Annotated in this window: 27 protein-coding genes and 1 pseudogene; 10 read left to right on the top strand and 18 right to left on the bottom strand. The window is 70.4% G+C overall.

Annotated features, from left to right (window positions below):
• Positions 1–156 precede the first annotated feature (156 nt).
• Positions 157–690: an ALF repeat-containing protein gene (locus ACWG52_RS03915; protein WP_389801415.1), complete on the bottom strand. Its 534-nt coding sequence runs from the start codon at positions 688–690 to the stop codon at positions 157–159.
• A gap of 134 nt (positions 691–824) precedes the next feature.
• Between ACWG52_RS03915 and ACWG52_RS03910 the strand changes: the two genes are divergently transcribed.
• The 4 genes from ACWG52_RS03910 (at position 825) to ACWG52_RS03895 (ending at position 3966) form a co-directional block, all read left to right on the top strand.
• Entirely contained in the window at positions 825–1838 is a 1014-nt protein-coding gene (locus ACWG52_RS03910) for an SPFH domain-containing protein (protein WP_030718274.1), read from the top strand.
• The gene (locus ACWG52_RS03905; protein ID WP_389801418.1) at positions 1835–2734 is read left to right on the top strand and encodes an NAD(+)/NADH kinase; all 900 of its coding nucleotides are present in this window, start codon (positions 1835–1837) and stop codon (positions 2732–2734) included. Before ACWG52_RS03910 ends, ACWG52_RS03905 begins: the two co-directional genes overlap by 4 nt.
• Positions 2735–2883: 149 nt before the next feature.
• Entirely contained in the window at positions 2884–3405 is a 522-nt protein-coding gene (locus ACWG52_RS03900) for a protease inhibitor I42 family protein (protein ID WP_453127804.1), read from the top strand.
• A 168-nt stretch (positions 3406–3573) separates the two neighbouring features.
• The gene (locus ACWG52_RS03895; protein WP_389801424.1) at positions 3574–3966 is read left to right on the top strand and encodes a YciI family protein; all 393 of its coding nucleotides are present in this window, start codon (positions 3574–3576) and stop codon (positions 3964–3966) included.
• A gap of 6 nt (positions 3967–3972) precedes the next feature.
• Here ACWG52_RS03895 and ACWG52_RS03890 read toward each other — a convergent pair whose 3' ends face one another.
• The 4 genes from ACWG52_RS03890 to ACWG52_RS03875 form a co-directional block, all read right to left on the bottom strand.
• Positions 3973–4206, bottom strand: a complete 234-nt coding sequence (locus ACWG52_RS03890; protein WP_033215969.1) for a hypothetical protein — start codon at positions 4204–4206, stop codon at positions 3973–3975.
• Between the two features lie 377 nt (positions 4207–4583).
• Entirely contained in the window at positions 4584–5744 is a 1161-nt protein-coding gene (locus ACWG52_RS03885) for an oxygenase MpaB family protein (RefSeq protein WP_389801427.1), read from the bottom strand.
• Positions 5745–5862: 118 nt separating this feature from the next.
• Positions 5863–6918 (bottom strand): polyprenyl synthetase family protein, encoded by a 1056-nt coding sequence (locus ACWG52_RS03880; RefSeq protein WP_453127801.1) that lies wholly within the window; start codon positions 6916–6918, stop codon positions 5863–5865.
• Positions 6908–7210 carry a polyprenyl synthetase gene (locus ACWG52_RS03875; RefSeq protein ID WP_453127799.1) on the bottom strand — a complete coding sequence of 101 codons (303 nt, stop codon included), beginning with the start codon at positions 7208–7210 and terminating at the stop codon, positions 6908–6910. The genes ACWG52_RS03880 and ACWG52_RS03875 overlap by 11 nt, the downstream gene beginning before the upstream one ends.
• A 421-nt stretch (positions 7211–7631) precedes the next feature.
• Between ACWG52_RS03875 and ACWG52_RS03870 the strand changes: the two genes are divergently transcribed.
• Positions 7632–8009, top strand: coding sequence for a UBP-type zinc finger domain-containing protein (locus ACWG52_RS03870; protein ID WP_390138337.1), 378 nt, complete (start codon positions 7632–7634; stop codon positions 8007–8009).
• Here ACWG52_RS03870 and ACWG52_RS03865 read toward each other — a convergent pair.
• A complete protein-coding gene (locus tag ACWG52_RS03865) occupies positions 8006–8449 on the bottom strand; it encodes an SRPBCC family protein (protein ID WP_390165722.1) in 444 nt (147 codons plus the stop codon). The two genes, ACWG52_RS03870 and ACWG52_RS03865, sit on opposite strands and share 4 nt — an antisense overlap.
• A gap of 301 nt (positions 8450–8750) precedes the next feature.
• Here ACWG52_RS03865 and ACWG52_RS03860 point away from each other — a divergent pair, with 301 nt between their 5' ends.
• On the top strand, positions 8751–10172 hold the full coding sequence (locus ACWG52_RS03860; RefSeq protein ID WP_390138341.1) for an amidohydrolase family protein: 1422 nt from the start codon (positions 8751–8753) through the stop codon (positions 10170–10172).
• 45 nt (positions 10173–10217) lie between these two features.
• Here the strand turns inward: ACWG52_RS03860 and ACWG52_RS03855 are convergent, their stop codons facing one another.
• Both ACWG52_RS03855 and ACWG52_RS03850 read right to left on the bottom strand, forming a co-directional pair.
• Positions 10218–10949, bottom strand: a complete 732-nt coding sequence (locus tag ACWG52_RS03855) for a hypothetical protein (protein ID WP_389801447.1) — start codon at positions 10947–10949, stop codon at positions 10218–10220.
• A gap of 207 nt (positions 10950–11156) precedes the next feature.
• Positions 11157–11501, bottom strand: coding sequence for a hypothetical protein (locus tag ACWG52_RS03850; protein WP_390165726.1), 345 nt, complete (start codon positions 11499–11501; stop codon positions 11157–11159).
• 210 nt (positions 11502–11711) lie between these two features.
• Between ACWG52_RS03850 and ACWG52_RS03845 the strand changes: the two are divergent.
• Positions 11712–12135: pseudogene (locus tag ACWG52_RS03845) on the top strand (IS5 family transposase); the annotation flags it as partial.
• A 305-nt stretch (positions 12136–12440) separates the two neighbouring features.
• Here the strand turns inward: ACWG52_RS03845 and ACWG52_RS03840 are convergent.
• The 10 genes from ACWG52_RS03840 to ACWG52_RS03795 form a co-directional block, all read right to left on the bottom strand.
• Positions 12441–12914: a S26 family signal peptidase gene (locus ACWG52_RS03840; protein WP_389801451.1), complete on the bottom strand. Its 474-nt coding sequence runs from the start codon at positions 12912–12914 to the stop codon at positions 12441–12443.
• Positions 12911–14773, bottom strand: coding sequence for an ABC transporter ATP-binding protein (locus ACWG52_RS03835; RefSeq protein WP_389801454.1), 1863 nt, complete (start codon positions 14771–14773; stop codon positions 12911–12913). Before ACWG52_RS03835 ends, ACWG52_RS03840 begins: the two co-directional genes overlap by 4 nt.
• Positions 14774–15193: 420 nt before the next feature.
• Positions 15194–15403, bottom strand: a complete 210-nt coding sequence (locus ACWG52_RS03830; RefSeq protein ID WP_389801457.1) for a hypothetical protein — start codon at positions 15401–15403, stop codon at positions 15194–15196.
• A gap of 42 nt (positions 15404–15445) precedes the next feature.
• A complete protein-coding gene (locus tag ACWG52_RS03825; protein ID WP_389801460.1) occupies positions 15446–15673 on the bottom strand; it encodes a hypothetical protein in 228 nt (75 codons plus the stop codon).
• 48 nt (positions 15674–15721) lie between these two features.
• On the bottom strand, positions 15722–16261 hold the full coding sequence (locus tag ACWG52_RS03820) for a TlpA family protein disulfide reductase (RefSeq protein WP_389801463.1): 540 nt from the start codon (positions 16259–16261) through the stop codon (positions 15722–15724).
• Positions 16262–16266: 5 nt separating this feature from the next.
• Entirely contained in the window at positions 16267–16794 is a 528-nt protein-coding gene (locus ACWG52_RS03815) for a MauE/DoxX family redox-associated membrane protein (protein WP_390138345.1), read from the bottom strand.
• Positions 16791–17339, bottom strand: a complete 549-nt coding sequence (locus ACWG52_RS03810; RefSeq protein ID WP_390138347.1) for a hypothetical protein — start codon at positions 17337–17339, stop codon at positions 16791–16793. Before ACWG52_RS03810 ends, ACWG52_RS03815 begins: the two co-directional genes overlap by 4 nt.
• Positions 17336–18274, bottom strand: coding sequence for an alpha/beta hydrolase (locus ACWG52_RS03805; RefSeq protein WP_389801471.1), 939 nt, complete (start codon positions 18272–18274; stop codon positions 17336–17338). Before ACWG52_RS03805 ends, ACWG52_RS03810 begins: the two co-directional genes overlap by 4 nt.
• On the bottom strand, positions 18264–19127 hold the full coding sequence (locus ACWG52_RS03800) for a hypothetical protein (RefSeq protein WP_389801474.1): 864 nt from the start codon (positions 19125–19127) through the stop codon (positions 18264–18266). Before ACWG52_RS03800 ends, ACWG52_RS03805 begins: the two co-directional genes overlap by 11 nt.
• Before the next feature lie 91 nt (positions 19128–19218).
• Positions 19219–19404, bottom strand: coding sequence for a hypothetical protein (locus tag ACWG52_RS03795; protein ID WP_389801477.1), 186 nt, complete (start codon positions 19402–19404; stop codon positions 19219–19221).
• Positions 19405–19889: 485 nt separating this feature from the next.
• Between ACWG52_RS03795 and ACWG52_RS03790 the strand changes: the two genes are divergently transcribed.
• From ACWG52_RS03790 to ACWG52_RS03780, 3 genes are all read left to right on the top strand, one after another.
• Positions 19890–20090, top strand: coding sequence for a hypothetical protein (locus ACWG52_RS03790; protein WP_389801479.1), 201 nt, complete (start codon positions 19890–19892; stop codon positions 20088–20090).
• Positions 20091–20191: 101 nt separating this feature from the next.
• Positions 20192–23272, top strand: a complete 3081-nt coding sequence (locus tag ACWG52_RS03785; protein WP_453127791.1) for a lantibiotic dehydratase — start codon at positions 20192–20194, stop codon at positions 23270–23272.
• Complete coding sequence (locus ACWG52_RS03780) at positions 23269–24591, top strand: lanthionine synthetase C family protein (RefSeq protein WP_389801484.1); 1323 nt, start codon at positions 23269–23271, stop codon at positions 24589–24591. Before ACWG52_RS03785 ends, ACWG52_RS03780 begins: the two co-directional genes overlap by 4 nt.
• The last annotated feature ends 9 nt before the right edge of the window (positions 24592–24600 follow it).

Genomic DNA, 24600 nt, shown 5'->3' with positions numbered 1-24600 from the left:
ACGCAGCCACGCACCCACCGACGAAGCCGGCCGGGGCCCTTTTCGAGGGGCTCCGGCCGGCTCCGTCCGGCGAGCGAGGCGACCCGAAGGACGCCCCGGCCGGCAACGCCCGCTCGGCGCCGCCGGATTCGGCGTCGGGCCTGGAGGCGGGGAGCGCTAGCCGGGGAAGGAGAAGTAGAGCGTGTCGCTGTAGAAGGAGGCGAAGTGTGCCTGCCAGTCGGTGCGGAGCGCGGCGAGCCAGGCGTCGTCCCGGCCGGCGATCGCGGCCTCGGCCCGGGCGACGACGGCGGGGATCTCGTGGGAGACCAGGCGCTGCACGGCCGCCACCGGATCGTCGTCCGTGACGGAGACCATCTCCCCGGTCTCCAGGATGAAGAACTCCGACCGCTGCTTGTCCAGATGGGCGACGGTCCTGTCGACGCACACGGCGAACTCGGCGTCGTCCTCCAGTCCTTGACCGACCGCACGCAGGAGTCCGCCGAGCAGCTCGGCACCCTTGGCGTAGTCCGCCGCGATGCCGATCTGCGGGCTCCAGATCATCGACTGGGTGATCGTCGTCCCGTACCCGACCATGAGCTTGTGGGCGAGCGGGATGTCCCCTCTGTGCTCGGATATGCACCGGACGGCCCGGGGGTTGTCGACCTCGGTCGGCTTCGAGTCCGCGGCGTAGAGATATGAACGGTTTGCCATGGCGGCGACCCTAACAGCGCGCACCGACACCACCCGGAGGTGTCCGAGGCCCTCACCCCACCCTCTTCTCGTCCTCTTGACGATATGAGCGCGTCCCTTTATCGTCGTACTGACGAAATGAAGGGGGTCCTGCCATGGCCGACATCACCCGGCGCTTCGGCTGGCGCCATCTGCGCTCCGCGCCCACCGCGCACATCCGCCACCACAAGCGCGGCCGACTCGCCCACGACGGGCGGGGGCTCAGCTTCTGGTACCGGTCGCTCTCGGCGGCGCTCTCCGAAGTACCGGTCGACGACCGGGAGCTGGCCATGGCGTTCCACGCCCGTACGTCCGACTTCCAGGACGTCGCCGTGCAGGCCACCGTCACCTACCGGATCAGCGACCCGGCCGAAGCCGCCGAACGACTCGACTTCTCCGTGGACCCGGACACCGGGAGCTGGCGGGGCGCCCCCTTGGAACAGATCGCCACGCTCCTCACCGAGACCGCACAGCAGCACGCGCTGGACGTACTGGCGCGAACTCCGCTGGCCGTCGCCCTGGTCGACGGCGTCACCTCCGTACGGACCAGCGTCACCGCGGGCCTCGCGGCCGAGCCCAGACTCCCGGCCACCGGCATCGACGTGGTGGCCGTACGGGTCGTGGCCATCCGCCCCGAGGCCGAGGTGGAGCGCGCCCTGCGCACCCCGGCCCGCGAGCAGATCCAGCAGGAGGCCGACCGGGCCACCTACGAACGGCGTGCCGTCGCCGTCGAACGTGAGCGTGCCATCGCCGAGAACGAACTGGCCAGCCAGATCGAACTCGCACGACGCGAAGAGCAGTTGATCGACCAGCGCGGCACCAACGCCCGCCGCGAGGCCGAGGAGAAGGCCGCGGCGGACGGCATCCGGACCGAGACCGAGGCGGCCCGCAAGGTCCGCCTGGCCCGCGCGGACGCCGAGGCGGCCCGCGAGACCGGCGCGGCGCGCGCCGAGGTCCAGGCCGCCTGGCTCCGCGTGCACGACGAAACCGCCCCGGGCACACTGCACGCCCTCGCGGCGACCCGGCTGGCGGAGAACCTGCCGCGGATCGAGAGCATCACGCTCTCGCCCGACGTCCTCACCGGGCTCCTCACCAGGCTCGGACGCCCGGAAGGTGGCACGGACGCGTGAGCCTGGCCCCACGGGCGGTCCTCGTGCACCGCAGGACCGAGTACGAGGAACTGCTCGCCCGACACGGCACGCACGGGCAGGCCGCGTTCTTCCTCTCCAGCCGAGGCCGGTCGATCGACGAGGTGCACCGCCGCCACGAGCGCACCCACCAGGCCCTGCGCCAGGTGGCGGCGGCGGTGCCGCTCACCTGGCGCAGCTCCCGGGTGGAGCGGGCGGACCTGGACCGTTTCCTGTTCGCCCCGGAGGACGTGGTGGTCGTGATCGGCCAGGACGGCCTGGTCGCCAACACCGCCAAGTACCTGCGCGGACAGCCGGTGGTGGGCATCGACACCGACCCGGGCTACAACCCGGGGGTCCTCGTCCGCCACCGCTGCGCCGACGCGGCCGCCCTGCTGCGCGCCGCGACCGCCGCCGGGAGCCAAGCGGAAGAGCTGACCATGGTCGAGGCCGTCGCCGACGACACCCAACGCCTCCTCGCACTGAACGAGATCTACCTGGGCTCGCCCGGCCACCAGACCGCCCGCTACCGCCTGGGCACCGACGGCGACAACGGCCCGGACGAGGCCCAGGCGTCCTCCGGGGTGCTGGTGGGCACCGGCACGGGTGCCACCGGCTGGCTGCGCTCCCTGTGGCAGGAGCGCGGCAGCCCCGCCCAGCTGCCCGCCCCCGACGAGCGGCGGCTCCTGTGGTTCGTACGGGAGGCCTGGCCCTCGCCCGTGACCGGAACGACGAAGGTCGCGGGCGAGTTGGGGCGGGGGCAGGCGCTGCAGCTGACCGTGGAGTCGGACCGGATCGTGGTGTTCGGCGACGGGATGGAGGGCGACGCCCTGGAGCTGACCTGGGGTCAGAGCGTACGGCTGGGCATCGCGGCGACGTCACTGCACCTGGTGACGTGAGCATCACCCGCCCCGCCCCGCCCCGCCCCACCCGGCCGTCGCCGCAGCCCAGGAGGGTGAGATGCTTCGGGTGCCTCCCGGGGCTCGGCCGCACGGGTCGGTCGGCGAGGGTGACTTCATCAACATCTCCATGGGCAAGGCTTGCAACAGTGATCTCCTCCCTGCGTACGGCGTGCGTCTTCCGCGGCGGCAAGGGCGGTGCGGCGATCGCGGTGGTCGTGCTGCTCGCTCTCGCCACGGCCTGTGGCTCCGGCGGCGACGGACCGGGCGGAGCTTCCACGAGCCGCGCGGTGAAGGACACCGACATCACCGCGGAGTCGGGCGAGCGTTTCACGCTCACCGTCGACCGGAACGACTCCACCCGCGAGTACTGGTACCTCGTCGCCCCCGAGCCCGACAGCTCCGTGCTGGTCAGCCGCGGTCAGGTGTACGCGCCGGACTCCGGCGCCGAGGCGGTGCCCGGTGGCGGTGGCCGGCTCACCTTCACCTTCGAGGCCAAGGGCAAGGGGACCACCCGGTTCACGCTGTTGCACTGCACCTTCACCACCTGCCAGGGCAACACCGCCACCCGGCCCCCTGAGACGACCGGGCCCTCCGCCACCCCGACCGCCGGGGTGATCACCCCTTCCCAGGCGCCCGAGCGCATCACCTACACCGTCACGGTCGACTGAGCCGCAGCGGACGCTCCGAGCCCGCATCGGCCGGCAGGCCCAGGCGGAGATGGGCCGGACCGGCGGAGTTCGCGGGGGAGGGTGTGCGCCGATGAGTTTCGCGGTCGGTCGAGGTCTACCTTCCGTTAGGCCGAGAATCCTCGTAGCCGCCCCGGAAGGGTGACGACCATGAAGTACATGATCCAGATGAACGTGCCGGCCGACCAGTGGGACGCCGTCATGTCCTCCTACTCCGAGGACGACATGCGGGCCATGTTCGCCCACATGAACGCTCTGAACGCGGAGCTCACGGCCGCCGGGGAATGGGTGGACGGGCAGGGTCTCGGAGGACCCTCACAGGTCAAGACGGTGCGGGCCGCGAGCGACGGAAGGCCGCAGGTGAGCGACGGGCCGGCGCAGCCGGGACACATCCTGGCCGGCTACTGGCTGGTCGACGTCACGAGCGAGGACCGGGCGCTGGAGATCGCCGCACGGGCGTCGGCGTGCCCCGGCCCGGGCGGGAAGCCCGGCAACGACCCCGTCGAGGTGCACGCGATTCCCGGGGACCCGACGGGAGCCTGAGCCCGTTCAGATGATGTGGATGCGTTCGAGCGCGCCTTCGGTGTCACGGATCATCAGATCGTGCCCCTTGGCGCGCTCCTGCTCGACGAAGCCGAGCAGGAGGATGGCCCGGTTGATGACGTCCGACTTGCTGACACCGCCGGCGGCGACGAGGTCGGAGACGATCGTGACCGCGGGCGGGCAGATGGTCACGGAGTAGCGCTCCGTGTCGGGGTGCGGGGGAAGCTGGTCCTGGCCCATGGGGAGATCCCTTCCGGTTCGGTTCATGTCCGCACCACAATCGCACAGTCGTGGTGCACCGGTCATTCGTTTTCTCGGCGCCTCGGGCACGGAACTCGGCGAGCCGGGAGTCGAGGTCGTCGCACATCAGGTACAGCTCGTGCCGGGGCGGTCCGTCCGTCGGGTGCACGGCCACCTCCGCCGGGGGCAGCGTGAAGATCAGCCGGCCGCCACCCGCGTCGACCTCGGGAAGGTCGAGGACGTCCCGGAGGAAGGCGCGGCCCGCCTCGGCGTTCTGGCTGTGGAGAACGACGTGGGCACCGCTGATCATGGCTCGGTCCTGCCTGTCGACGTACCGGCGGTCGTGTCCTGGCGCAGCGGGGCCGCGGCGGCCGACCTCATGAGATCGAGGGGGCCGGTGGGCTCCAGCGGCGGGTGCGGGGTACCGCGCCGGACACCCCGTACTCCTTCCTCAGCTGCTCGGGGATGGCGTAGTGCATGACACGGCCCCGTGTGAGGGAGGACAGCTCCAGCACGGTGGTGAGCTGCCCGAGGCGGTCCAGGGCCCACGCGCCGAGCGGGGAGCGGTCCTCGATGGTCTCCAGGACGCCGAGAAGGTGCGGCGCGGCCTTCACCACCGTGTCCCAGGCGGTGCGGGGCACCCGCAGCCAGTCGGCGCAGGTGTCGCCCACGAGGTGGCGGATGAGCGCGGAGACCACGGGGTCGAAGAAGGTGCCGGGCACGATCTCCTCGTAGAGGTCGATGAGCTGACGGGTCAGGTGCGCGCCCTCCTCGGACGGTCCCATGTGTCGGATCATGTACCGGTCGAGGAAGCCCCGGGCCTCGTCGAGGGTTTCGGGGACGGCTTCCTGGTCGACACCGAGCATGGCTCCGACCACCCGCCACGCGTAGTAGTAGGCCTCCGCGCCCTCCGTCGACATGTGGATGTTCAGCCGGTGCAGGCTGTCGAGGACGAGCATCGAGAAGAACATCTGCCCGCCGATCATGTCCTCCTGGCAGATCGGCGTCCCGAGCGCCGCGACGTCCCACCGGTCCTCGCGTACGAGATGGTGGCGGATCGACGCGTGCAGCAGCCGGACCTTCTGGGCCGCGGGGATGAAACGGCTGCCGGCCTCGAACGCGTCGGGCCGCATCAGGTGGACGGTGAACTGGCCGGTCTCCGCCATCCGTTTCGACGGGTACGCCAGCCCGTGGGTGGTGGACAGCAGCTTCGCCACGTGCGGCACGAGGTAGCAGGCGGGCATGGAGGCGAAGGACAGGGCGGTGGAGATGTGCACGTTGTTGTCGATGAAGAACAGCCGAGCCTTCTCCATCTCGCCCCAGTCCACCCAGGAGGGCGGGACGCTCGTCGCTTCGAGGTACTCGCGGGCGACGTCCGGCAGCCCGTCGGGCAGCGGCGCGCCGGCGGTGGAGACGTAGCGCATCAAGGTGTTGAACTTGCCCACTTCCCCGCGTTCGAAGAGCGTGGCGACGGTGGCATCGGCAAGCCGGTCACCGGTCTGCCGCAGGGCGTCCATCGATGCCTCGGTGTGGATCATGACGGGGCTCCTTGTCGTGCGGACGGAGAGGCGGGAAGGGGAGGAGAGGCCAGGGGGACAGAGGGGGGTGGGTGGGGGAGGGGCAGGAGGGTGCGGACGGGTGTGCGCCGGTCAGGAGTCAGGAGCGGCGGGCCGACGCCGCGTGCGCCAAGGCGGTCAGGGCGGTCGCCGCGTCCTCGGGTACGGGCAACTCGTCCAGGGCGGCGAGCGCTTCCCCGACCCGCGCACAGATCATGTCCTCCACCCGGTCGGGAGCCTTGAGGCGGCGCATCGTGTCGCGCACCGCGTCCAAGCCCTCCGCATCCAGGTCACGCCGCCCCAACAGGGAGCGCAGCAGCTCGCGTTCCCCGTCGTCGGCCAGGCGCCACGTCTCCGCCAGCAGGGCAGTGGGCCGGTGGCCGTGCACGTCGTCGGCGTTGGCCTTGCCGGTCCGGCCGGGATGGCCGAACAGGCCGATCAGGTCGTCCCGCAACTGGAACGCCTCGCCCAGCGGCAGCCCGTACGCCGAGTAACCCTCACACGTCCGCGCCCCGGCACCGGCCAAGGCACCACCGATGAGCAGGGGATGCTCGACCGTGTACTTGGCGGTCTTGTAGCGGACCACCTTCAGCGCCGCCGTGGTGTCCGGCCCGGCTCCGGTACGCAGGATCTCCAGGCACTCGCCCGCGATCAGTTCGCGGGCCATCACCGCCCACAGCGGGCGCGCCCGGGCCAGGTAGGCGGCGGGCAGTCCGCACGTGGCGAACAACTGGGCGGCCAGCGCCATCAGCAGGTCCCCGACGAGCATCGCCAGCGACCTCGCCGAGTCGTCGACGTCCGACCGGTCGCCGACCGCGGCGCGCAGGGCGACGTGCGCGGTGGGCCGACCGTGCCTGAGCGGACTGTCGTCGATCAGGTCGTCGTGGACGACGGCGGCGGCGTGCACCAACTCCAGGGAGGTCGCCGCCCGCAGCAGGGCATCACTGTCGGGCTGCCCCACCGCCCGCCAACCCCAGTAACAGAACGCCGCCCGCAGCCGTTTGCCGTCCGCGACGGCGGCCTCCAACTGCTCGGCGACCGGCTCCAGGACGGGATCGACCGCCGCGAACGCGTCGGCCTCCCGCGCCACGAACCGGTGCAACACGTCGTCGACACGGCTCTTGAAGGCGGCCTGCGCCCACCCCTCAGATGCCATTGTTCTCACGGGCCGTCACATGTCGGGCCAGGACCTCCAGATGGGCCGGAGGCACGGCCGCGTACCGGTCGAGGGCCAGGCGCCCGCGCGCCATCAGGTCCTGCTCCGCCTCCGACGCCAGCTCCGCCGCGTCCGACCTGCGCAACAGACCGCTCACCACACCCAGCGCCGAACCCAGCGTGGTCACCGCCAGATCGGCCAGCCCGGCGACCAGCAGCACCGCCCGCCCCTCCGACCCTTCCGGCCCCTCCGGCCCCACGGACCCGACGGAACGTCCCGCGTCCTGCGTCATCGCATCCCCCGCTCAGCGCGTACCCCGGCGACGCCGGTCACGCGCCGCCCTGCGAGGATCCCGGCCACGGGGGTCCGGGAACGGCGGAACTCGCGATCGGGTGACCGGCCCGTTCGACCGTACGGATCCGATTCCGGCCACCGGGTGGGACGCGGAGCGACCGGCCGCACACGGCTGACCGACGGCGCCGAACTCGTACACGCGCCTGACGGGGGTTCACGCCGACGCATGCGTGACCGGGGTGGTGGCCCGGGGTGGTGGGATCCGGGGTCGTCGGATTCCCCGGCTCCGGACGCATCCGTGCACCTGGGTCGCGAGGAAACGGAGTACGAGAGCCTCCGTGTCCGCGGCTGCGCCGGGCACGGGCCGGTGAGGGTGCGGGTCCGGGTCCGGGTGAGGGTGCGGGTGAGGAGTGGTGGCGATGGCAGGTGGTCTCGGGTGGCGGGTCGGCCCTGACGGCGGGCGACCACAGGGCCGGACCTGCGCGCACATCGAGCTCCTGCCGGCGCCCGAACCGTCGCCGTCGCCGTCGTCGCCGGCCCCGCCGGTCGGCTGCGCGGACTGTCTGTCGCGCGGCTGGAGCTGGGTGCGGCTGCGCCGGTGCGTGACGTGTGGCCACGTCGGATGCTGTGACAGCTCGCGGGGCCGGCACGCCCACGACCACCATGTGCGCAGCGGACACCCCGTCGTCCTCTCCCTTGCGGCCGACGAGGAGTGGGCCTGGTGCTTCACCGACGAGGTCTTCCTCGTCCGGTCCGGCGACGGAGGATCGGGGCAGGCGCGGCGGCGGCCGCGCTAACGGTGGTGGGCGGTGGCCGCGGAAGGCAACCGGTCGGCCACGGCGTCGGCCAGCCTCTCGAACTCGGGGCGCAGGAAGGGCGTCGCCAGGCGAGCCCACCCCTTGAACCGCAAGGACGCCGTGTACGTCAGGAGCGTGGTCGTGGCCGAGCGGGTCCGGAAGCTCAGGTCATCGGTGGCCGTGACGGTCTTGTTCTCACCGACGAACAACAGTCGATCCGGTTCCTCGGAGACGAGCCGGTAGAGCAGATCGCTGGTCCGGCCACGGAAGCGCGACGTGTTCCGCCACACGGTTCCCACCTGTACCGGCCCTCCATCGACCCGCACGCACCGGACCGTGCCGGGGTCCCACTCCTCGGTTCGGGAGAAATCCTTCAGGTAGGCGACCAGATCTTCGAGAGGAAGCCCGACGAGGACGTCCCTCCGGACGGTGATTGCCACAGCCGACCCCTCACCGGCCCCGTGAGGCCGCATCGATGTACCGCAGACGTATCGCTTCCCCGCGGGAGCCGCGGATGGATGCACGTCCGGCGGCCGGGTCGGCGCAGGGCGGTACGACGCCTGCCGGATGGACACGGGATGGCCGATGGGCCACCGGAACGGAAAAAGTTTTCCGCGAAACGCCTATCGAATGACAGTTCGCCGGGAATGCTGCGTGTGTTCTCCCGCCCCGTCCGACGCCCCCTCACACGGGCTCGCCAGGGCGGGCCTTCCGTTCTGAGCCCTCGGGAGGTACTACGCCATGCAGTCGACCCCCACACCTTCACCGGCCCGGCCGCCCCACAGTCGCCGCGACGTCCTCACCGGCCTCGGTCTGGCCGCCGCCACCCCGCTCGTCCTCGGCATCACCCCCCGCCCCGAACGCCCACCCGTCCCGGTCGGCCCGGCGATCCTGCTGCGCGGCGCCTCCCTCGTCCTCACCATGGACCCGGCCCTCGGCAGCGGCCCCCTCGGCGCCCTCGACAACGCGGACGTCCTGATGCGGGGCGGCACCATCGCCGCCGTCGGCACGAGCCTGCGGCCCCCGCCCGGTACCCGGATCGTCGACGCTTCCGGCAAGCTGGTCATGCCGGGGTTCGTCGACACCCACACCCACCTCTGGCAGGCCCTGATCCGCGGGGGCTGTACCGACGGGGACCTGTTCGGCTGGTTCACCCGATGTACCGACCCCCAGCGGGGCCGGCTCACCCCCGAAGCCCTGCACAGCTTCGTACGCCTCGCCGCCCTCGACGCCGTGCAATCGGGGGTGACCACCCTCGTGGACTGGGTGGACATCTTCTCCTACGACCTCATCGAGAGCTACGTACGGGCCCTCGCCGCGACCGGAGTGCGCTTCACCTACGCGATGTTCCCCTCCGAGGCCGACCCGACGCTGGTCGCCAAGGTGAAGAAGGAACTCGTCGATCCCGTTCCGCTCGCCGACTTCCAGGTCGCCACCCACGCGGCGCGAGCCGTCCAACACCTCAACCACGCCCACTGGGAAGCCGCCCAGGACCTCGGGGTCATGCTCAACTCCCACGTCCTCGAACGCCCCGAGCAGCGCGCCGACGACCCCATCGGAGTCCTCACCGACATCGGCGCCCTCGGCCCACGCCTCCTGATCAACCACGCGATCCACCTGACCGACGACGAGATCGCCGCCGTCGCCGCGCACGACGTGCGTGCGGCCCACTGCCCGCTCAGCAACATGCGGCTGGCCTCCGGCATCATGCGGCTGGGGGAATTCGGGCGGCTGGGCGTCAAGGTCGGCCTCGGTCTGGACGGCGGCACCAACGACAGCTCGGACTTCCACGCGCTGATGAAGACGGCCATCGGCCTGCAGCGCGCCCGCGCGACACAGGCCGCGATCTTCCCGCAGGTCCACGACGTCCTACGGATGGCCACCCTCGGCGGCGCCGAAGCCTTGGGGATCGGCGACCGGACGGGCTCCCTGACCCCCGGGAAACGGGCCGACGTCGTGGTCGTCGACCCGGCCGCCCTGAACTTCGCGCCCCGCTTCGACTGGGTCGGTCAGACCGTCTTCAACGGGCGGCCCGAGAACGTCGAGGCCGTGTTCGTGGACGGGCGGCCGCTGAAGTTCGACGGCCGGCTCGTCGGCGTCGACACGGAGCGCGTCGTACGGGAGGCGGAGACGGCCGCGAACCGACTGCGCGCGGCCGGATAGTCCCGGTCGGCCCCCCTTGCGGGCGCCGCGGCGGGCGCCACGGGTTCAGCCCACCGCGTCCCAGGCCCGCATCGGGCCGTCCAGCCAGGCGGGTGGCAGCTCTGCGGCCTCCCACTCCTCCCGCAGCGCGGCCGGTCGGGTGGCGAGCCGTTCCAACACGGCGATGCCGGTGGCCGAGTGCAGCAGGGAGTAGCGGCTGTGAACGGCGGTGGCACTGCCGGGCCCGTACTCCACGTACAAACGCTCCAGACGAGCCCGGTGCGCCGCGGCGAAGTCCGCCAGCCGGCCGGCGTACCGGGCCCTCTGCCAGGGGGTCATCGTGCCGAGGACGGCCCGCAGTACCTCCTCGGTGACCTCGGGGTCGAGGTCGGAGACGGCGGTGAAGGAGAGGTGGAGCGGGGTGACGGCAGCCTTCGCCTGCTCCACCTCGATCCGCCCGACCGGGGACCGGGCGGCCGAAGCGGCGCCGGGCCCGTCGGGGTCGACGGCCTGCCGCAGCGCCCGTTCGGCGATCTTGCCGAGCTCGTCGGTGACGGCACGGGCACCGGCCAGCCGGCCCGACTCGTACGGCTCGTCCTTGTCCCCCGGCACGGACCCGCCCAGCGTGCCGAGCTCCTCGCACGCGCCGGCCAGGGCGCCGGCCTCGACCAGGGCGATCAGGCCCTCCGCGTCGTCGGCGAAGACCCCCGCCCGGCCGAGCAGCTGCAGCAGCGTCCTCTTGGCGTTCAGGACGCTGACCGAGTCCAGCTCCTGCCGATTCTCCTCGGCGGCGTGCATCGGATCCTCCTCATCACATGGGCCACCGGTACCGTACGCCGGCCTGCGGCGCACCCTCGTACCGTTCAACGCGCGATGAGCCCGCCGTGATCCCCGCGGATGCCCCGGTGTCCGACGACTGCATCCGTTCGGCCCAACGAGCGCGACGACCGCGACGAGAGCCCCGGCCGACGGAAGGGCACCCGGTACCCGCTGATCAGGGTTCGATCAGCGGCTGACGGCTTGCTCCGTCAGATACCACAGGGCCATCAGGCCCACCCAGCCCAACACCCCCAGGGAGCCGAGCGTGATGCCGGTGACGGAGGCGAACCGTGCGGATGTCGCCGCGACGCCGCGGCGCAACGCGCGGACACCCGAGGTGATCGCGGCGATGCCGAGGGGCAGGGCGAGGAGGACGAGGAGAGGCAGCACCGGCAGGGCGCCGAGAGCCAGGAACGCGCCGGATCCCAGCGCCAGGGCTGTCATGCCCGTCTCGGAGCCGCGTGGCGCGAGGTCGAGATCGCAGGACAGCGGGTCGGTGCTCATGGTGCTGATGGTGCTGATGGTCTTCACGCTGCTCACCGTAGGCCTGACAGCGTGCCCGGCGTATGGGCGCTGCTACTCGGTCGCCCCTGAGTACGAGGCCATGAGCGAGTGAGCGGGCGCCCGTCCTGAAGCGGCGAGATCCGGTGAATGGCTGAACCGTGAACTCGTGGGGGAGATCGGCCGGCGAGGGGGCTCATTGCGCCGCTGCGGCTTGAAATCGCCAACGTTTCGCGCTCGCCCGGCGGGTGGTCTCACCTGATCACCGACCGGAACGGACTACCTCTCTCGCTGGGCATCTCGGGCGCCAACATGCACGACAGCCAGGGCCTAGAACCGCTCGTGCGGGGCATCCCGCCCATCCGCTCCCGACGCGGCCCCCGCAGGCGACGGCCGGCGAAACTGCACGCCGACAAGGGCTGCGACTACGACCACCTGCGCCGATGGCTCCGTAAGCAGGGAATCCGCCACCGCATCGCCCGCAAGGGCATCGAGTCCTCACAGCGGCTCGGCCGCCACCGATGCGTCGTCGAGAGGACCGTGTCCTGGCTGGCTGGCTGGCGGCCGCCGGCTTCACCGGCGTTACGAACGCAAGGCCGAGCACATTCTCGCCTTCGTCGGCATAGCCGCTGCCCTCATCTGTCGCCGGCGCCTCACCAAATGAAACGACGTCTTAGCGGGAGGGCTCCCACTCTTCGGGGCCGGCGCCTCGCCACTCCACGGATCCGGGGTTGGTGAGGCCCCTCCTCGGCGTTCCCCAGCCCGGTGGCCGCGAGGAAGACCCTGATGTCGGCTGGTCTGTGCGTGACCCGATGGCGACGCCGACGTAGCGCACCCGGCGCCGACCCTGTTCGTCGGGTGGGTAGACGATCAGCTGGGGGAGAAGCAGGTCGTCCCGGTGCACTGGCGCAATGAACAGCGAGAGGGTGTCCGACCGTTGCGGCCGGGCACCCTCTTCGCGTACGGGTCTCAGTCGGTCGGCGCGCCCGTCCGCAGGACACGCACCACACGCCCCAGGACCTGGTTCCGGGGGCACGGCCCGAAGTGCCGGGAGTCGCTGCTGTACGGGCCGTCGCCCTTGACGGCGATGTGCCCGGGAGGCACCTGGCCCTGCTGTGACGATCCCGCGGGCATGGGGTCACCGGGCAGCGCCACGGCGCGCTTGATGTTCCACGGTGACTCATTCAGCCCCCGAGGCGCGGGGTGACCGTCCCGTGGCCAGCCGAAGACGGGATCGGGCTGGGCGATGACGACCAGGTCGTCGGCCTTCAGATGCCGGGAGCCCCTGCGGACGATGACCCGGGCGCCGGGACGGAGCGTGGGTTCCATGCTGCTTCCGTCGACGTTGACGGCCACGTAAGTGCGCTTGACCCACCACACGACGGCGGCCGCCGACACGGGGACGAACCCGAGGATGTGCCAAGGGCGGATGCGTGCGTTCACAGGATTGCTCCGGATTCACTGGTCATGGTGTAGTTCGACGCCTGAATGGTGAAGAGCCTCGCGTACTCCCCGCCGATCCCCATGAGTTCGTCGTGCGTGCCCGACTCCGTGATGCGGCCGTCCTCCAGAACGATGATGCGGTCGGCGTCGCGGAGGACACCGAGACGGTGCGAGACGAGAAGGCTCGTGGCTCCCTCTCGGTAGACCTTCAGCCGGTCGTGCAACTGTTGTTCCGCCGCCGGGTCCATGCCCGAGCTGGGTTCGTCCAGGACGAGGAGGTCCCGGCCGACTCGCATGAGTGCCCGAGCCATGGCGAGACGCTGCCACTGTCCGCCGGAGAGCGCGACGCCCGCGAAGTCGGCGTCGGGGTCGCCCTCCATGTCGGGGAACGTCCGGGAGAGCAGGGTGTGGTAGCCGCGAGGGAGGCCCCTGAGGTACTCGTGGATGCCGGCCTCCTTCGCCGAGGCCTCGACACGGGACTGGTCGCCGAGCCGCTGTACGTCTCCGACGCCGATGTTCTCCGTGGCGGAGAGGTCGTAGCGGACGAAGTCCTGGAAGACGGCGCTGATCCGGTCGCGCAGGGTCGGGAGGTCGAGGTCGCGCAGATCCGTGCCGTCCCAGCGGATGGAGCCCTTCTCCGGGTCGTAGAGGCGCAGCAGCAGCTTGACGAGGGTCGACTTCCCGGCTCCGTTGAGCCCGACGAGGGCGAGGGAGCTCCCCCGCTCGATGGTGAAGCTGACGCCGCGCAGCACCCACGGTCCGTCCTCGCTGTAGCGGAACCAGACGTCGTCGAACGTGATGCGGTGGGCCAGCGCGGGGGTGGTGCCGGAGGTGCGCGCGGCCGGCAGGTCGTCGGCGGTCGTGGTCACCTCCACGTAGTGCCCGTAGAGGACCAGGGCGTGGTGGTAGCTCGTCACCAGGGAGACGGTGGAGGTGAGCGAGGCCTGGACGCCGCCGATCGTGGTGATGAAGGCGGTGATGTCACCGGCGTTGAAGGCGCCTGACATCGAGGCGCTGACGATCCAGATCATGCCGGCGCCGGCAATCACGGCGCCGAGAACCGCGAGGGGAGCCTGGGTGAGGAGCGCCCTGCGGTCCACCCGCTCCTCGGCGGCGTTGATGGCGTGGGTCTCGCGGTTCATCCGGTCGAGGAGGAACGGGCCGATCCCGAAGAGCTTGGTCTCCTTGATGGCGGAGACGTTGGTCATCAGGCTCTGGTAGAAGATCTGGCGCCGGTTGCGTGGGCTGATCGACCACACCATCTTCGCGCGCTGCTTGCTGAGGTGGAGCTGAATGGCCAGCGCGGGAAGGGCGGCCGCCACCGTCAGGACCGTCATCGTCGGGGAGATGAAGTAGAGCACCGTGAGGAGACTGGACACGGAGAGCGTGTTCTGGATCAGCCCGAAGAGGGACTGAGTGATCGCCTCCGGTGCCCCGATCGCCGACTGCTGGGCGAGCTGGAGGCTGTCGAGAAAGCGGGGGGACTCGAACCTCTCGATGCCGTCGAACCTGTTGACCGAGGAGAACAGGTCGTTTTGTACGCGCATCGCGATCCTGCGAGTGAGTCGTGAGCGTACGTACTGGGTCGTCAGGGGCAGCACACCGGCGAGCAGTCCCAGAACGGCCATGCCGATGACGAGGCCGAGGGGACCGGGGCGGCCCGGATCGGACTGAGCGGGGTCCTGGCCGATCTGGTTGAGGAGCCACTTCAGCTGAAGGGCTATGCCGGCGGGTATCAGTCCCTGGACGAGAGTGGAGAAGAGATAGACAAGGAAGGCGCCCGGACTGGCGCACCAGGTGAGAGCGACGATGCTGACCGTGCGGGAGAGGTACTCCCGCCAGCCTCCGACGGTGGTCATAGGAATCCCTCCACCCTGCTCCCGCCGACGGATCGGCGGGAGCAGAGCCGTTTCAGGTCAGGCGCACTGGGGACCGCAGCTGACCCAGGGAGTGCAACCTGGGCCCAACATGCAGCAGCTGACGTACAAGGTGGCGCCGACGCACTTCGAATCCCAGTAGTGACGGGCGGGGCAGCCAGAGGTGCACGGCGACCACGCCGCTGCCGATGTCTCAGGTGCCAACCGGTGAAGCATGGCGTTGCCGAGCCGAGTGAACAGTTTCATTCGGGTTTCGTCTCCTATTCAGTAGTCGTGTCAGCAGGAGGGACCGCGAGCTGCCAGTTACGGCGGCTGCCGGTCGGTCGGGATCTGCAAGCGCTGTCGTCCTCGCATCAGGCCAGGCATGAGCCACGGGCCCGGGCGAGCACGGGCTGTTTCAGATCAGGCGCACTGAAGGCCGCAGTACTGCCACGAGCTGCAATGGTCGATGGTGGTGCAGCAACGGACGTACATCTTGGGGCCGTAGCAGTGCGTCTCCTTGAAGGGGTACGAGGACGGGCACCCCTGGGAGCAGTTGTTCCACGCGACGGCCGTGGCCTCCGGTGCGAGTCTGTCGAGGATCGCGTTGCCGAGTCGGGTGAAGCGGTTCACGGGCAGATCACCTTTCGCTGGGTCGGTATTTCGGCGGGTTGTTCAGCAGTAGGCGCCGCAGAGCTGCCACGGCCCGCAGACGCCTGCGGAGCAGTTCGCGCAGCTGCCGGTGCAGCAGCAGCGCTTGTACAGGTAGGCCCCGGAGCACTTGTTCTGCTTGTATCCGCAGCCCATCTCGATCGCAGAGCAGTCGCCGCAAACGGCCGTCGCCGTGGCCTCCGGCGCGAGTCTGCCGAGGAGGGCGTCGCCCATCCTGGTCAGGAGTTTCACCAGTGCTTTTCCTTCCGGTACGTATCGTGCTCACGCATCCGGCGTCGACTACGCCGGAAGTGCTTGGAGGTTCGGCTTGGAACCGGTGTGCGTGGCAGTGACGTACTGGTCGGCATCCGCGATCACGGTCGTTGGGGTCGCTGTGATCGAGTAGAGGGAGGAGATGTCGCCGGGAGCCTCCTCGAAGACCACCGTGGCGAGGCCGTCGAGGCGATCCGCCATCTGCCGGGCCTTGCCCTGTTCGCCGGCGATGACGACCACGATGCGGGAATCGTCCAGGCCGGTCCGGGCGGCGAACTCCGGCATGTCCTCGACGAACTCGTCGCACGCGCCGCAGCTGGTGGTGATGAAGGAAAGAGCCGCCGCACCGCCCGCGAGCGATTCGGAGGCGAACACCTCGCCACCGATGGCGGGGGCCGAGAACATCGGCAGCTTCGTGCCCACCTCGGGACCGGAGGGCGCGTGGGGGTCGACGGCTCGGCGCTGCTCTTCCTGGCGCCGCAACCGGCGCACGATGGCGAGGGACAGGGCCAGGTTGAGAAGGCCGAGCGCACCGACGAGGACCATGCCTGCGACGACAAAGATCATTTCTACTACTCCGTTATGAGAGAGGCGAGGTCATCGAGGAAGGCGATGACCACGGTGAAGACGAGGGCGAAGGCCGCGGCCAGAGCCAGGCCGGCGAGCTCTCCCGTGCCGGAACCCGTGGTGAATACGAGTGCGAGGCCGCCGGCTGCCATCGTGGTGAGCAGGGCGTTTCGGATGACGTGCCGGACACCGAGAGGAGAGGCGGCCCGCCCGAAGCAGGCGCAGACGATCTTCGTCCGGGACCGGGACGAGTGGACGGCCACCCCGGTGAAGACGGAGAAGAGGAGCAGCGCGGCGGCGAACCCGAACCCGCGGAAAGGGAGTCCGGGTGTCAGGGCGATCGCCGTGACCAGCTCCGCACCGATCAGGGCGCCCGCGGCGATCGGTGCGTACCGCCGTAGCCCTGGCGCCGCACGCCCCAGCACCGCCTCCACCATGAACCGGGAGTCCCGCGGGGCGCGGATCTTCCCGATGCCGGAGACCAGCAACGTGCCGAGGAGGGACAACTGGATCCCTGCGATCAGGTAGTTCACCGTCCGACCGCCTTCCTCTTCTCAAGGGGCGAAAGGAACGTGCAGGTCGGCGGCTCCTCGGAGTCGTGACCTCCCGTCCTCATGATCATGAACTGGAACCCGTCCGCGTCCGGCTGTCGCTCGCAGGTCAGGTGCCGGAGCCAGTCCCGGAGGATGCGGTAGGAGGGGGTTTCGTGCAGGTCGGGCAGTCCTTGCGCGGAGTGGAAGGCCAGTTCCCGGCAGAGATCGAGCACTGCCTTCTGCTCACGCCGTTCGGGGAACCAGACCGTCTGAAGGGCCGTGCGTGCCGAGATACGGGAGACGACCTCCCAGTCGGAGGCGCCTGCGTGGCCAACCGGGCGGTGGAGGAGGTGCAGGTCGTGCATGACCGGAACGGGTGCGAACAGCCTCCAGTCAGGCAGGACCAGGCCGGTGCGGTCCAGCGTACGCAGCCGGTCGAAGACACGGAGCGGGTGCTGGCTCAGTGCGGTGGCGACCAGGGCGGCGCCCAGGACCGCTTCCACGGTCAGGTCGATGGCGCGTCTGCGGCGTGGGGAAAGGGTCATGTCGCAGGGCTCCCCTCCAGGAGGGCCGCCGTGAACGCGGTGATGAGGGAGGCCGCCTGCAGCGCGCTCTCGCGGGAAACGAGCAGTTGCCCCGGCCGGCTTCGTACGACGTGATGGTCCACCGAGTCAGGAAGGGCTTGCGGCAGCTCGTTGCCCGAGGAGATCAAGCAGACTGGTGCAGGGGTCCGCGCCAGCGCGGATGGGGTGATGGTGGACAGCGCAGGCTTTCCGGTCCTCTCCTGATACCCCGTCTGCCACATGCGGGGGTCCCGGTACTGGTCTTCGCACTGGGGTCGGGCGTCATCGGGTAGGTCCGCCAGCCAGCGCGGCGTCGCGAGGAGACCGCCCCATCCCAGTCGGAGCGACCACAGGAAGAGGGAGGGGAGGTTTTCGTGGCCGTCGCCCGGGGGCGGAGCGTCGTCGTGGGTGAGGGAGGGTTCGAGGACGACGACTCCCGCCGTTCGGGCGGCGAGATGTTCCGCGGCACGGATGACGAGTCCGGCCCCGAGGTCGTGGCCGATGAGGACCAGGCGGCGGTCGCGGCAGGTCCGTTCGACGAGTTCGACGAGGTCTTCGACAGCCGTGACGGCACGAGGGCCGCTGCCCCGGTGACGACGGCTGGGGCCGTAGCCGGGCCGGTCGTAGAGAAGCAGCGACGGCCGGCGGCCGGCCCGGAGGCCGGCGGTCAGCCAGGCCCAGTGCTCCATGGTGGCCAGGGCTCCCGTCGCGAAGACGAACACCGGCTCCCCCTCGCGGGAGGCGCCGTCGGTGAAGCGGTAGGCGAGTTTGTTGCCGGAGCGGACGGTGATCGTACGTTCGTCACCGCGCCCCGCGAGGACCCGTCGGTGGCGGGCGGCCCGGTCGGCGAGCGCGGCCAGCGCAGCGGCTCCCGTTCCGACTGCCGCCAGACGGATCACTCTGGCATCAGTGCCCATGACGGGACCTCCCGGAGATCTGGCCCGCGGTGTAGAGGATCGCCGGATAAGTGGCGGCAAAGGCGAAGAGGAAGCGGCCGAGTCCCATGGTGCGTGCGTTGACCAGGTGGAAGACGAGCCCGGCCGAGACGAACGCCGGGGCGTGTCGGCCCCGTCCGAGGAAGTAGAGGAGCCCGAAGCCGCACTCGCCCAGCACCACGGCCGCGCCGACGGCACGGGCGGTACGGGGGTGGGCCCGCACCAGGTTGAAGGCTCTCCGGTCGCCGTACGTCTCGGTGCGCAGCACGTGGGGGAGGGCCTGACCGGAGCGCCACTCGGCTCCCGCCAGTTTCGAGTAACCGGAAACGGTGTATGCGAGGGTCGACTGCGCGGCGATGTACCAGAGGCATGCGTCCGCGACGCTTCCGCCGCCGGCGGCGCTGGCAAGGGCGGAGGCTGCTTGGACCTGGAACAGCAGCTGTTCCGACCCGTCCGACTGCACGGTGTGGCGTCGGTGAGTGACCGCCGACGACGCGGCGAGGAAGGCCAGCGCCGCGGCACGCGGGGTCCGGCCGGGTTTTCCGGCGAGGAGTGTGGCGGAGGCTGCCAGGCGAACCGCTTCCAGAGCCTGTTCCCTGCGGCGCCCCGAGGTGGCTCGGACAAGCGCCGTGAGCAGCTTCGAGTTCGCGGGAATCCTCTGCCGCATCAGGTCCCGGCTGAGGACCGAGCCGACCTGAAACGAGGAACGTGTCGAGGCGAGGCACTCGAGGGAGGCGATGACGCCTGCGGCGCCGGCCAGGCGGTCCGTCAGTTGGAGGGCAGCGTGGGGGCTGGAGACGGCCGCGGTGCACGCGGCCCGGAGCTCTCGGAACATGGTCACCTCGTCCTCGGGGTCTTCCTCGGTACGGCTTGGGAAACGGCGCAGCGGCTGCCCGCGTCGGGAGGGCAGCCGCTGCGCCGGTGTGTCAGACGCAGCAGGGGAAGTAGTTCACGGCGAGGTCGCCGTCGGCGGCGGAGCGCTCGCCGGAGGCCTGCGCCGCGTAGGAGGCGGCTTCGGGCTGCGTCCCTTCGGCCGCCGCAGCGGGTCCGGCGGCCAGGACGCCGACCGTGAGGACGCCGCTGGCGATGGCAAGAATGCGCGATCGGTCCATTTCAGCACTCCATTCTAGAATTTGCCGGTCGAGAAACAGGCAAACTGGGGGTGGATGAGAATCCCCCGCACACTTTCGGAAAACCCGGACATTCGTTGGCCGCGCGAGGGCCCGCACACATCCGACACCGCCGCCTGTTCGGCGAAAAACTGGCCACATTCGGACAGCTTCGGGTCGGCGCGGCAGTAACACTACGCGTCGGCAGGGGAGGTTGTTAATGACCGGAGAGTAAGTTGAGCTAGATCTGAGACTTACTTGAGCTAGCCGCAAAAGTGCAGGTCAACGAATTAAGGGAATGGTGAATTCCAATTTCACCCACCTGGGGACCTGACCGAGAGTGATCATTGTGCGGAATGAAGGATTCAAATTTTCGCCACCTCAACTCTTCCTCAAATGGATTGATTCGGCTTGTATTGATGACCAAGACTCCAACTCAGAACGACCGGAGGAAAACCCCCGGCCGCATCATCAAGAGGAGAACTTCCATGGCTGTCGCCACTCTCATCCCCGCTGCCGCTGCCGACCTTTCCGATTTCGACCTCGAGCTCGACTTCGCGGTCTCCGCGGAGCTGGACGCCTCCCTGCAGCCGATGGCGGGCTTCACCAAGATCACCTGTGCCTCGAAGTCCCAGACCTCCACGATGACCACCTGCGTCGACGAGCTCGGCCCGGTCTGCTGCGCCTGACGCACGACCGGCACCAGGGACAGCACCACGGGGCGCCGCGCTCGAATCGGTCGCGGCGCCCCGGCGTTTCCCCACCCCTCACACCTTGGAGGCACCTCGCCATGGCGTTGACACCGGACTTCACCGCTACGGGTCCGATGCTGTTGCGGCTCTCCGCGCTGGAACGCGGCGCCCTCTCGGCCCCGTTGCCCCGTCCTGCTGCCGACGGCTCCTTCGCCGGCGGGGACCTCGCCGCCTACCTCCGCGCTCTGGCGGGGCACGCCGTGTTCCGCGAGACGGTCGAGGTCTCCAGCGGCTCCCTCGCCGCCGTGCTGGGCAAGGTCGAAGCGGATGCACCGGTCGAGGCCAAGCACCTCCTGAAGGCCTCCTTGTCCATGGCCCGCTACGCGCTGCGCGTCACCGACAGGCCCACGCCGTTCGGGTTGAGCGCCGGCGTGTCCCCGCTGCGGACCGCCGACCGTGCCCGCGCAGTCATCGACGGTCCCGGGAGCCGGCATGTCCGCATCGATGCCGGCTGGTTCGCCGAGCAGGCGGGGAACTGGCTCGAACAGCCGCACTTCCGCCACGCTGCGGATGTCCTGGTCAACGACCTCTGCTTCGTACGCGGCGACCGTCTGGTGCTCTCCTGCGGCCGTGACGAGTACCGCAGCCGGGAGGTCACCGTCCGCTGCACCTCATTCGTCCGCTGGGTACTGGCCGAGGCCGCCCGCCCGGTCAACTGGACGGCACTGCTCGACAGGGCGGCTGCCGCCCACCCGTCCGTGGACCGCGACCGCCTCGACGCGCTCCTGCTCCAGCTGGCGCGCAGAGAGTTCCTGATCACCTCCCTCACCCCGCAGTCCCTGGACGAGAAGGCCGTGGGCCGCATCCTCGACATCCTCGGCGGGGACACCGATGAAGGGCGCCGGCTCACCGCGCTCCGCGCCGTCATGGACGAGTTCGAGAAGGAACCTGCCGGCGGCGGTTCGGGCCTGTGGCGCTCGCTCCACCTCTCCTCCGGAGCGACCGGCCCCGACGTGTCCGTGGCCCATGTCGACCTGGCCATGGCCGCGGATGTCGCGATCCCTCCCGCCGTCACCGAAGAAGTGGAAAGATACGCCTCCGCGCTGTGGGCGATGACCCCGCACACCGATGTGTACAGTCACATGCGCGAGTACCGCGAAGCCTTCACGGACAAGTACGGCGAAGCCGGCGCCGTACGGCTGCCCGAGCTGATCGACCCGCATACCGGGCTCGGCTTTCCCCGCGGGTACGGCAACCCGCCCGTCTCCCGCGACGCACGCCTCGCCGCCTACGAGGGGAACGAGGACGAGGCACGCGACGGCCGCCGCCTCGAAGTGCTTGGCCGGCTGATCCAGCGCGGCATGCTCAGCCCGGACCGCGAGATCGACCTGAGCCCCGCCGACGTCGAGGCGCTGACCACGGAACGCGCGACGCCTCCACCCGCACTCGAGCTGACCTTCCAGCTCCTCGCCGACCGCACAGGCGACCTGGACCGTGGCGACTTCGTGCTGGTCGCCGCTCCGATGATCGGATCGGCGACGGCCGGCGCGTCCATGGGTCGCTTCGCTGCCATGACGGGTATCGAGGAACAGATGGGAGCGCTGCTCCGGGCACCGGCCCCGGACGGCATCACGGCGCAACTGGCCTTCAAGCCCATGAACTCCAGGGCCGGGAACGTCACGCAGGTGGGCCGACTCGTCCCGCACGAGATCACCGTGGGAACGATGCCGGACCCGGACAGTCCCTTCTCCCTCGACTGGCGCGACCTCCTGGTGGCCGCGGACGGCGAGCGGCTGCGCCTGGTGCACGCGCCGACCAGGGAGGAAGTGCACCCCGTCGTCCCGCACATGCTCAACCTGGAGATGCAATCACCGAACCTGGTGAGGCTGCTCGCCGAGATGAAACACACGGGTGCCCCGTCCATCCTCCAGGTCTGGGACTGGTCGGGCTTCGGTGCCGCACCTTGGCTGCCCCGCGTCCGCCTGGGCAAAACCGTCATATCCCCGCTCCGCTGGCGCCCCAGCCTCGCCATGCGCGACAGCGCCCGGTCCGCGGCGGCGTTCGGTGCCGCGCTGGAGGAATGGCGCGGGGAGTTCTCGGTCCCCGACCGGGTCGGTGTCTCCCAGGCCGACAGCAGATACGAGATCGACCTGCGGGCGCCGTTTCACCAAGAGCTCCTGCGTCGGGACCTCATCAAGTCTCCGCATGTCAGGATCACCGAGTCCCTGCAGGCGCTCGGTTCGTACGGCTGGGTGGGGGGACGGGCCAACGAGATCACGGTCCCCCTGGTGGCACGTGAGGCCGCCACCGCCCCGCGGCCGGTGCTTGTCGCGGACCCGGTCCCGGCCGTGCACCACTCCCCCGGCGGCGAGTGGTTCTATGCCGAGCTGTCGTCCGTACCGGAGACGCACGACGAACTGGTCTGCGCCCTCGACGACATGCTCCGCCCCCGCCACGACCAGATGGACAGCTGGCACTTCGTGCGCTTCTTCCATCCCGAGCCCCACGTGCGGCTGAGGGTCCGCTCCACCGACCCGGATGTCGCGGCCGGCCTCAAGGCGCAACTGGATGAGTTGCGGGCGCGCAGGCTGATCAGGGCATTCCGCGTCTGTCCGTACGAGCCGGAAACCGCCCGGTACGGCGGCCCCGGGCTGATGGCCGAAACGGAGTCCGTGTTCTGCCTGGACAGTCAGACGGCGGCAGCGCAGCTACGGCTGCTGCGGGCCGGGCGGGGGCTGTCCCGGGAACAGCTGGCCGTTGCCGACTACAGCCTCATGCTCGACGCCCTCATGCCCGGTGAGTGGCCGCAGTGGATCGGTGGGCTGTTCCCCCGCTCGACGGACGGATCGCTGCCCAGGAAGCTGATCTCCGACACCGCGCGGCTCGTCGTTCCGGGGGAAGCGGCCACCCGGCTCGCGGAGGTCCTGGAAATGCCGGGCCTCGCCGATGCCTGGCGCACGACGGCGGCCCTGGAGACGCTGGCGACTGCGTTGGCCGACACCGCTCGGCGGACCGGAAGCCAGGCCGCACGGCGCCATACCGTCCTGAGCTTCCTCCACATGCAGCACAACCGGCTCATCGGCGTCGACCGCAGCTCCGAGCTGCGCACCCTCACGCTGCTCGCGCACATCGCACGGGCACACACCGACCGGCTCAAGCACCACAGGGGGGACCGATGAACGGGGACATACGCCTCACAGCGCGTACGGTGGCGGACACCCTGGCCCGCCGTCTTGCCGACCCCGGGGCGATACCGATCGGAGACCGTCCCGGCGAGCCCCGCCACGTGAACATCTCGGAGCTGGAGGCCGGCACACTGGCCCGCGGCCATGCGGGCATCTCGCTGCTCTTCAGCAGCCGCGCGGTACGGGATCCCGAAGCCGCAACGGCCGCCCACGGCCATCTGCAGCGCTGCTCACAGCTGATGCGCACAGTGCCGCATTCCGGCATCGGACTGCAGGCCCATGTCACGGGACTCGGTTTCGCCATGCTCGCCGCCCGCTCTACCACCGGCGGCTACGGCGGCGCGCTCGAGCAGTTGGACCGGCACGTGACCCGCGCCGCGATGGCGCTGTGCAACCCGGCGGCGGGCTTGCAACGCCGCGAGCTCGACCGGTTCGATGCCATCGGCGGCCTCGCCGGCATCGGGCGCTACCTCCTGTTGCGCGGCGAGCAGGTGGCGGAAGCCAGGGACACCGTGCTCGACACACTGATCGGCATGGCCCTCGAAGCCACGGACGCCTCGGCCGCGGCCGGAGCAGGCCTGCCCGGCTTCTGGGTGGACGAAGCGCCCTCGCCCTTCTTCGACGCAGACTCCGACGTGGCGCGCCACGGCCACCTCAACCTGGGTCTGGCACACGGCGTCCCCGGGCCTCTCGTCCTGCTGTCCCTCGCCCACACGCAGGGCATCCGCCGCCCGGGGCTCCTGGAGGCGGTCGAGCGGCTGGCCGGCCTGCTGGTCACCTGGGCCCAGTACGACGCGTACGGGCCCTTCTGGCCCGGCTTCCTGTCCCGGAGCGAGTACCTGACCGGCAGCCTCGCCGCCGCTCGCACGCGCCAGTTCCGCTGGTGTTACGACACCCCCGGCGTGGCGAGGGCCCTGCAGATCGCCGGGCGGGCCGTGGGCCGCGACGACTGGCCCGCCCTCGCAGACGACGCGGTCGCCGCGGCCGTCGCCGTACCGGCCGAGTCCTGGGGCGAGGTGGGCATGGGCATGTGCCACGGCTGGGCAGGCCTCCTGTACCTCCTGGGGTACTTCACGGACGGCGCTCACGCCACGGCCGTCAGGACGTCGCGCGATGAGATCGCCGCCCGGATCACGGCCGGCTTCAACGAGGCGTTCCGCTTCGGCTACCGCCCGGCCCACGCGGACAACCCGCACGGCGGGGACTACCCGGGGCTGCTGGACGGAGCGGCCGGGATCGCCCTCGCACTGGATTCCTACGCGGACGAGGAGAGGCCGGCGTTCCCCTGGGACGCGGCCCTCCTGACCGCCTGACTCGGCAAG

The sequence above is a fragment of the Streptomyces sp. CLCI03 genome, from assembly GCF_053615355.1.
Note: the sequence above shows the minus strand (reverse complement) of the source record. Positions and strands in the feature narration are given on the sequence as shown.

Coding starts and splice junctions, on each gene's coding strand:
- ACWG52_RS03785 (WP_453127791.1), top strand. CDS start 20,192: ATGGCGTTGACACCGGACTTCACCGCTACGGGTCCGATGCTGTTGCGG.
- ACWG52_RS03890 (WP_033215969.1), bottom strand. CDS start 4,206: ATGGGCCAGGACCAGCTTCCCCCGCACCCCGACACGGAGCGCTACTCC.
- ACWG52_RS03810 (WP_390138347.1), bottom strand. CDS start 17,339: ATGACCCTTTCCCCACGCCGCAGACGCGCCATCGACCTGACCGTGGAA.
- ACWG52_RS03835 (WP_389801454.1), bottom strand. CDS start 14,773: ATGACCACCGTCGGAGGCTGGCGGGAGTACCTCTCCCGCACGGTCAGC.
- ACWG52_RS03910 (WP_030718274.1), top strand. CDS start 825: ATGGCCGACATCACCCGGCGCTTCGGCTGGCGCCATCTGCGCTCCGCG.
- ACWG52_RS03805 (WP_389801471.1), bottom strand. CDS start 18,274: ATGGGCACTGATGCCAGAGTGATCCGTCTGGCGGCAGTCGGAACGGGA.
- ACWG52_RS03790 (WP_389801479.1), top strand. CDS start 19,890: ATGGCTGTCGCCACTCTCATCCCCGCTGCCGCTGCCGACCTTTCCGAT.
- ACWG52_RS03820 (WP_389801463.1), bottom strand. CDS start 16,261: ATGATCTTTGTCGTCGCAGGCATGGTCCTCGTCGGTGCGCTCGGCCTT.
- ACWG52_RS03795 (WP_389801477.1), bottom strand. CDS start 19,404: ATGGACCGATCGCGCATTCTTGCCATCGCCAGCGGCGTCCTCACGGTC.
- ACWG52_RS03870 (WP_390138337.1), top strand. CDS start 7,632: ATGGCAGGTGGTCTCGGGTGGCGGGTCGGCCCTGACGGCGGGCGACCA.
- ACWG52_RS03855 (WP_389801447.1), bottom strand. CDS start 10,949: ATGCACGCCGCCGAGGAGAATCGGCAGGAGCTGGACTCGGTCAGCGTC.
- ACWG52_RS03885 (WP_389801427.1), bottom strand. CDS start 5,744: ATGATCCACACCGAGGCATCGATGGACGCCCTGCGGCAGACCGGTGAC.
- ACWG52_RS03895 (WP_389801424.1), top strand. CDS start 3,574: ATGAAGTACATGATCCAGATGAACGTGCCGGCCGACCAGTGGGACGCC.
- ACWG52_RS03875 (WP_453127799.1), bottom strand. CDS start 7,210: ATGACGCAGGACGCGGGACGTTCCGTCGGGTCCGTGGGGCCGGAGGGG.
- ACWG52_RS03860 (WP_390138341.1), top strand. CDS start 8,751: ATGCAGTCGACCCCCACACCTTCACCGGCCCGGCCGCCCCACAGTCGC.
- ACWG52_RS03800 (WP_389801474.1), bottom strand. CDS start 19,127: ATGTTCCGAGAGCTCCGGGCCGCGTGCACCGCGGCCGTCTCCAGCCCC.
- ACWG52_RS03915 (WP_389801415.1), bottom strand. CDS start 690: ATGGCAAACCGTTCATATCTCTACGCCGCGGACTCGAAGCCGACCGAG.
- ACWG52_RS03880 (WP_453127801.1), bottom strand. CDS start 6,918: ATGGCATCTGAGGGGTGGGCGCAGGCCGCCTTCAAGAGCCGTGTCGAC.
- ACWG52_RS03780 (WP_389801484.1), top strand. CDS start 23,269: ATGAACGGGGACATACGCCTCACAGCGCGTACGGTGGCGGACACCCTG.